We start from the raw sequence: 7,639 nt of genomic DNA, 5'->3' as shown, positions 1-7,639 counted from the left end.
CGACGGTCATCGTCGAGGTCCTTTCGAGATGGATGTGAAGAGTTCTCTCGAAGAATCACGCGGTGACCGTCGCTACGTCAGCAGCGACACGGTCACCGGTTCGTACACCACCTTGCCGGACGCAACCCTCACGATCTCATCTCTGACGATACTTACGCCGTGAGCAGCGCGATACTCGGGGCGACGAAGATGACGGGTCGACGGTCGGTGGGCCCGTCGGACGATGGTCGAAGGCGCCGGCATGGCGGCCTAGACAGAATCGTACGGAGCTGGAACACGATCTGCAAAAGCTTCAACCGATGCGCCGAACAAGGCACGTGGACTCGCGTGATGGCATGGATGCAATCTCTTACGCAGTGGGCTATGCCTGGACTGGGTCGCCTCGACCGACTTCCTAATCGTGCGTCTGCATCGGCGGGGCACCATCATTCCTTCTCCGAGCCACAGGGGGGCGGTGTCGAACGCCCAGAAACTCCGTAACCCAACCAATCCATGCGACCATTCGCTCGTCGAGAATCCTGCACCACTCGCCAAACGCACCCAACATCGCGGTGATTGACAAGACCCTCAGCTACGCGAGCACTAAAACTTCGGCCCGCATAACATCGTCACACATCTGAGAGAACATCACAAAGAACACAGCGGGAGCGATGGGGAGGCCGCGACCTAGCCATCGCCGCAGACCCACGCGAAGTTCATCAATCCGTTCAACACGCCAGCACACTGGCGAAATCGACCTGACAAACCCGCGCCGGATCACCCTCGTTCCGACTCAAACTATCGCCGCAATCGTAACCCTCTTGCTCATACAGGAAGAAGCTGGCAAAAAGACCTCAGCCAGCCGCTAAGGTATCGATCGTCAGACGCCACATACTATCCACAGCAGCCGAAATCTCAGACTTTGCCTGTTTAAGGTCGTCAACTATCTGGTCGCGAGGACGCGCGGAAAGCCTCGTCAGCGCATCCTCTGGTTCCTCATCGAGACCTGCCACCCAGTTATCAACATGGAAGTCATGCATCAATTCGCTGTACTTGTGAGACCAGCCCAGCGCGAGGGTGGGAACACTACCAGAAAGGGCACTCACAATTGCGTGAAAACGGCTCGAAACCACCATTTCGGCCTGGCTAAGCGCAGCCTTCAGCACAAGCGGATCATCACTACGGAAAACACCCATCTGCGCCATCGACGCAATTCTTTCTGCGATCGCCGCATCGCCTGCATCATGGACGATCACCAACGCGTTGATACCATTCTTGCGCGCAGCATCTGCATATCCGATCAAAAGCTTTGCGTACGAATCTTCCGAGATCTTTCCTGTCGTCACGAGCTTCGTGTTCGGCACGATAGCAAGAAACTGTTCCGAGGACACCGACGGAATCTTCGGTGCCGCTAAAGGAACCGTAAAATCGGGGCAGAGTCGAACATCTGCCGCAACTCTAAGTGACTGCGCATACTCAAGACTGATTCGATCCCGAGCGAAAACAACCGATGCAGAGTTGAGGACCCGTCTCGACCATTCACGCTTGGCTTGGTCTTCAAAAGGACCAAACGCCTGCGGCAAAAGCACTATCGGCACGCCGCTACTCTTCCACGCGGCATCAAAGATCGCCTCCCGGCGGATCCGACGACGAGTAAACGAGTCCGAATACGCAAAACCGGATGCATCCACAACGCCCGTCACACCTCGATGATCGACGAGACCGAACTCGCGCTGCACGAACTTGGGTATAGCCGGACCCAACGCCTTCGATATACGGGGAAACTGGTTCCAGAGCAGCGTTTGCCTAAGCCCGAGACGCGCCCTGGTATCGAATGCTGTCATCTGCGGCGGAGCAGATAGGCGGAATTGCGGCGAGAGTTTCTCGACAATAGCGCGGAGCATCAACTGCGCTCCCATGTTCGAACCGTTGGTGCCACGGACGTCAACCGTCATTCTGTCTTCCATTCGTTCGGCGTAGCTTCTCGTGGGCGCGTTTCTCGACTGGTTAAGCTTACCCGGAAAATTGCACCTAGTGCAGCAACCGAAAATCTGACGCAGATAAAATACGGCATCATCAGGTTGCGCTCCCCATGCCGAGACTATCGGTCAGGCGTTGAACAAGTTTGATGGGATCGTCTCCACCGCGAGCATGAACATGTTCCGGAACCTTCGATTCAGCAACCGGCTCACCGAACTTGAGGTGTACGTGACGTCGCTAAACTTGAGGTGTACGTGACGTCGCTAAACTTGAGGTGTAGGTGACGTTGCTAACGCGCCGGCCCCAAAGAGGCCTATCGAATTTAACTCATACTGATTCATCCTAGTGAAACTAGGGGAATACGAGCAAGAACAAGCGACCACCATACTTCCGATACGCAGAAGAGCCTCATCAATGATCAGATTCACCAGAGAGACGCTGGATCCGCATGAGCAAAACCATAGTCAACATCATTGACCCCATAGCTCAAAAGAAGTTGCCCCTCGACCGAGGATATTCCTGAGAAGTATGTGGCGAATATGAGGTGTGGATTACCCTTATTCGGGCGAACCTGAGGAAGCATCGAGCGCCAAGAGTGGACGAGCGCCCGCGTCCCGAACGTGATCTTCGGCTTTCCCGACAGATCAAGCTGAGCGAGCCTCCCCACGTATGCTCGATGATTACGGATGCGAAGAAGCTTGTCATGAATAATCAGCTGAAATGTGTTCGAGTCTACCCGCAAAAGTTGAGTCCCAATCGAGAATCTCTGTCCAACTTTCGCTACGGACTCTCGAGTAGTGGAACGAAAGACTAGGTCTTCATCTTTGCCGAACTTTCCTGCAAGACTCAGAATATGCAATGGCGCCACACTGTACAGAACTTGAAGATCCCCTCCCCTCTCGAAAAACGCCCAATTCTTCTCAATTCTGTTCCGCCCGTCGAAAACACACCGCTGAGGATCACTCAAGGATGGCGTCAACCGCTGGAGATAGATTTCATTCTCCCCCGAGGCAACCCAGCCAGTGTTCCAGCTAACGTAAACCTCATCCTGAAGCTCGACCAGCTTCGGATCCGCAACACGACGCACCCCCAATCTATTGGCGAACTCCGTAAGGTCCTGTATGTCGACTATCCCGTCGCCGTTGTCTACGCCGTAGAAAGCTCTGTACGGCCGCTCACCTTGCCTGAGTGCACCTCGGAACGCGATATGTGTACTGGATCCGCGAACGACAATGCTTGGGTTGAAGACTTCCACGATTCCAAATCGTGCTGCGGAACGCGCCAACCCAGCCTTCAGCGAACGCGAGCTATTCTGGACTAGTCTGACAATTTTAACCAAAGAAAACCACCGATCACTTAGCTATCAGAGAGCCACAAGTCACGGGGAAATGCAGCAAGAAGTTTGGCCGGATCCCAGCTGAGTAAAGGCGACAAAGGCGCCAAGTTGAGCGCCGCCTGCCAACTTGGAGCGAACGCCGGAGCGTCGCGCTGTGTCCCCTCGAAGTAGTCGTGGTACTTGAGTTCGGGCTCACTCCCCGACACTGGAACAACAGGCACGCCGTACGCCTCCGCAATAACGATCGCGTGGAGTGAACTGGCAATCACTAGATCGGCGCTCGCGATCACACGGATCTTGTCCAGAAAGCGCCCCCTCGGGTTCAAAGCTTCCTTTGGGAAGACGGGAGCATCGAAAAGATTGGGGACGAAGACGGTACCTGTGCTGCGTCGACGGATTCCCAGCTCTAGGTCGGACCAAAGACTTGGAATCAGGAGGGCTGGATCTCCGAAGATATCAGGTACTTCGTTGCCCGAGTTCCGGAGATGGCGTGCGCTGATCGGCCCTCGCACGGCACGGACATCCAGGCGGGGAAACGCTCCCCTGCTCAGGGATTTCCCGCTCACTCCGGTTCCCCAAACAACATCACCCTCAGTGCCCATTCGCATAATGGAGCCAACCGTGATCAGCCGCGCAGATGCCTCCACCGCAGTATGAAGGCCTTCAAGCTCGCAGATACGTTGAACTATCCAGGGACCGAGCATGTCGCCGAAATTGTTGGTCCGTCCCGAGATCGCCAAGGGCAATGGGATCGGACCGATCCACTTTCGGCGCCGCGGGTTCCAATGGACAACCTCAGGCACTGGCCCTCCGCTCGTTCAACTGCTTGGCGCACAACATTCGCGCGCGAGCACGATCAGGTGTAGCGGGCGCTAGATCGGATCTGCTCTCAGAAGCAGGACCTTTACCAAATATCATCTGTTCCTCGAAATCAGTCACTCTGCCAAGCTCGATCGGATGCACAAGCCGAAGAACGGCTGAGACGCGTCAACACTTGGAGGATAGTTGACTTTGCTTCGAGCGACGAACTCCTCGCGTCGCTGGCCTACGTGTCGCATAGCGTAGACAACGCGCACTAACGCGAAGTTCTTATTCGTCTGGCAGTGTCGACCAACGCACGCATGTCGGCTCGTACGCGCGGAACTACTAGCGCCGCCAGTCCCACCACAGCTGCGAATGACGCCAGGATGAGACCAAGCTGTGCTAGAACCGGAAGCCCCGCCGCCGCCGCGCTGACGACCATACCCGCGATAGTTGCAATGGTCAACGTCACAACCGGGGCCACAGCAACATTGAGCAATCGGCGACGACTCAGCCCGGCGCGATGGATGGCCAGGACGGTGTACATGGCCCACATCAAGGCCTGACCAGAAGCGGACGCTATCGCAACGCCGGTCAACCCGAAATGAACCCCGACGAAGACGAGGGCGATCATGATGGTCCGCCCAACGAGAGAGAAGCGAAGTTGGAATCCAACCATGCCCACCGCCTGGAAGACCCAGGAGTATGCGTTCGTCAGGGCTTGAAAGACTCCCCCTATCGCGAGAATTCTCAGCAAAGGCTTAGACTCGTCCCAGCCAGGACCGAGAGCAATCTCAATTATGGGGTCAGCCGCGGCTGCAATAACAAAGAACAACCCTCCGAAGGCCCACGCGAGAACAAGTTGCGCCCGGAGAGCATATGCCTCAAGGCGTTCGCGATCATCTTGCAGGCGCGAGAGAATGGGAAGAGCAACGCGACCAATCGGTATTGCGATCTGCTGCGCTGGCAGTCTAAATAACTGGAAAGCGCGGGAGTAAAAGCCGGTCTGGGCAGGGCCGAAGTATCGTCCAATCAAAAAGTCATCGATATTTGTAGATATGTATGTGATCAGTTGAATACCGAGAGTCCCGGCTCCGAAGCGGAAGAGGTCTCGCATCGGTGCTCTCGAGGGTAGACCCGGGACCCATCGCGCACCGATGATGAGCATCACCAAGGTGACGACGGCTACGGTGATCTGCTGCACAACGAGCGCCCAGTATCCCCATCCCGACAAGGCAGCCAAGACAGCAAGACCAAGCCCGAATGCGGGCGCGGCGATGTCGGCGATCGCGAGCCAACCGAAGCGGAAGCTGCGCAACACTTCTGCACGAAACTGGCTAGAGAGAGCGTTAATCAGGAACGCAAAAGCTAGCACTTGAGTGAGGTGAAGCACCTCGTCTTCGCCGTAGAATGCAGCGAGCGGCCAGCTGAGCCCAAAGATGGCCGCTGAGAGGAGCACCCCGAGCACAGCATTGCTCCAGAAGAGGTTCGATCTCTGAGCCTTCGAGATGCTCCGTGCTTGAATTGCTGCTTGGGAGAGACCGAAATCGCCGATCACCGTCGCGATGTTTGCTACCGCCGCCACCATGGCGAAGAGGCCAAAATCGCTGGGTGAAAGGATTCGGCTGAGGATAACAACGCCCGCCATCAGCATGAGCACGCGCGCGCCCTGCGCCCCGATCGTCTTCGCTGCCCCACTCGCAGCGGTGCTCGCCAAGCTCAACTCGTCTCCACGCTGGAAGCATAGCCAGTGTGCGCCACTGTCGAAGAATCGAAGGGCGCCGAACGATCCAGCCGAATATGAGCCAACGCACTTCCCGTGCCGGGATGGCGGGCTGAGCAGATGGGCGCCTGCGCGGGACCGCCGGTGGTTCGACGCGAGCCGCGGAGATCGAAACGCGCAATCGGTGCACCGTCGAAGCCAACGGACACGATCGAGCGCGCAGTGCCGTCGCCGACGAGCCTGTCGACGCCACCTACACTCGCGACCCGTTCACGCAACTGTCTGGCGTGGTCAGACGAGTCTGCAGGCCACCTTTCCATAGCGCCTCCGCAGCAGCATTGTCACAAACTCCAGATACGTGTTGATCCGCGTCGGCGAGCCAAGAGGTATTGCAAACAGTCGCGCGTCTTGTGATTCGAGGGTGCAAGGGAGGCTGTGAAGCCCGTAGGTCTCGTGCTCAAACCATCGACAATAGCCCGAGCCCCAAAAACTTTCACGCACCTATCCTCCGTTCGCGTCGGACAGGGATCTGAGCACAGTGCACGTGGATATGCGGCGGGAGGAGAATGAATACGCACTAACTCGAAATCGATCGGCGTCGCCGGTGAAACGCTTCTGTGAGCGGCAGAGCCGCTCCGCCACCACAGCGAATGTCCCGCGCGTCAAGAATGACGGCCTGAAGCTAGCGGGTGCGTCGGCGAAGAATACCTGGACCGTGCCCAGCAGCTCCGAATGGAAGGCGCGGAAACTCGAATGCCCAGGCGAGCGCGCCGCGTGCCCGAAGGTGCGCCATCAAGGCCCCAATGATCAGCGCCGCTCCACTCCCCGCCAGCCATAGGATCCAGGGCGAGGTGGTTAGCTGACTCAGCCACCAATCACATATCCAGATAACTGAAAAATGTGTCGCATAGAACACGATAGAATGTTGCCCCACAAAGACCAGCGGACGCCACGCACCGAAAAGTGGGACCCATCCCACCACAAGCACGCAGAGCGCAATTGGTCCGATTATGAACGCAAGTCGGTACTGGACCTGAATCTGCGTTGCAGCGACCGCGACCACGACCACGAGAATCAGCGATGCGATTCCCACCGTCGGGGCGCGCTTTTCTATGAATGAACGCAGTCCGTAGCGATTGTTTGCAACAAGATGCCCGAGCCAAAAGAAGAAGAACAGATAGAAAAATCTAGATATCCGATACTGATCCGGCCCCAGGGCACCGGCCCCCGCCACAAGCAATGGGAACCAAGCAGGAACCCAACGTAAGGGCGACCGCGTGATCACCCAAGCAATCACGTAGTAATAGAATAGGAACTGCAAGTACCAGAGATAAGTTGGCGAGACGATAGGCATCTGGAGCAGACGAAAAAGCCCGATGTCATCCGACACTGCCAGAAAGACAACCGTCCACAGCACATATGGCCAAGCGATTCCACGCAGCTTCCCACCGAAGTATGCATGGGTCGATTTCGACAGCGATCGACTGAGCAGCATGCCGGATAGGAACATCAAAGTCGGCATTCGATAAGGCGCAAACAGATCCAGCACAAGAAGTAGCGCGACGGGCGACGCGTCATGTCCTCCCGGAATAAAGCGAGACATAATAGTTTCCGCGTGGAATACCACAACCAAGAGGATGGCAGCCCCGCGCACTTGATCCATCCATCGCATTCGCCCAGTCACGCGCCGAGGGGTTGCGTCCGGCAAGGTGGTGTACGAACCGGTGACCGTGTCGCTGCTGACGTAGCGACGGTCACCGCGTGATTCTTCGAGAGAACTCTTCACATCCATCTCGAAAGGACCTCGACGATGACCGTCG

Annotated in this window: 5 protein-coding genes; all 5 read right to left on the bottom strand. The window is 56.8% G+C overall.

What is annotated here, in order from left to right; all coding sequences use genetic code 11:
• Nucleotides 1-833: 833 nt before the first annotated feature.
• Complete coding sequence (locus GVL03_RS18555) at nt 834-1,934, bottom strand: polysaccharide pyruvyl transferase family protein (protein ID WP_159502493.1); 1,101 nt, start codon at nt 1,932-1,934, stop codon at nt 834-836.
• A gap of 449 nt (nt 1,935-2,383) precedes the next feature.
• A complete protein-coding gene (locus GVL03_RS18550; protein ID WP_159502492.1) occupies nt 2,384-3,214 on the bottom strand; it encodes a hypothetical protein in 831 nt (276 codons plus the stop codon).
• A gap of 101 nt (nt 3,215-3,315) precedes the next feature.
• Nucleotides 3,316-3,999: a polysaccharide pyruvyl transferase family protein gene (locus GVL03_RS18545; RefSeq protein ID WP_235038239.1), complete on the bottom strand. Its 684-nt coding sequence runs from the start codon at nt 3,997-3,999 to the stop codon at nt 3,316-3,318.
• A 371-nt stretch (nt 4,000-4,370) separates the two neighbouring features.
• Nucleotides 4,371-5,813, bottom strand: a complete 1,443-nt coding sequence (locus tag GVL03_RS18540) for a lipopolysaccharide biosynthesis protein (protein WP_159502490.1) — start codon at nt 5,811-5,813, stop codon at nt 4,371-4,373.
• A 688-nt stretch (nt 5,814-6,501) separates the two neighbouring features.
• Nucleotides 6,502-7,639, bottom strand: a 1,138-nt coding sequence (locus GVL03_RS18535; RefSeq protein ID WP_235038238.1) for an acyltransferase, incomplete at its 5' end; no start/stop codon positions are given.

The organism is Microbacterium sp. 18062, assembly GCF_902706225.1.
GTDB lineage: Bacteria > Actinomycetota > Actinomycetes > Actinomycetales > Microbacteriaceae > Microbacterium.
Note: the sequence above shows the minus strand (reverse complement) of the source record. Positions and strands in the feature narration are given on the sequence as shown.

Bases quoted from the DNA above. Each gene is read 5' to 3' on its own strand.
- GVL03_RS18555 (WP_159502493.1), bottom strand. From the start codon at position 1,934: ATGACGGTTGACGTCCGTGGCACCAACGGTTCGAACATGGGAGCGCAG.
- GVL03_RS18545 (WP_235038239.1), bottom strand. From the start codon at position 3,999: ATGCTCGGTCCCTGGATAGTTCAACGTATCTGCGAGCTTGAAGGCCTT.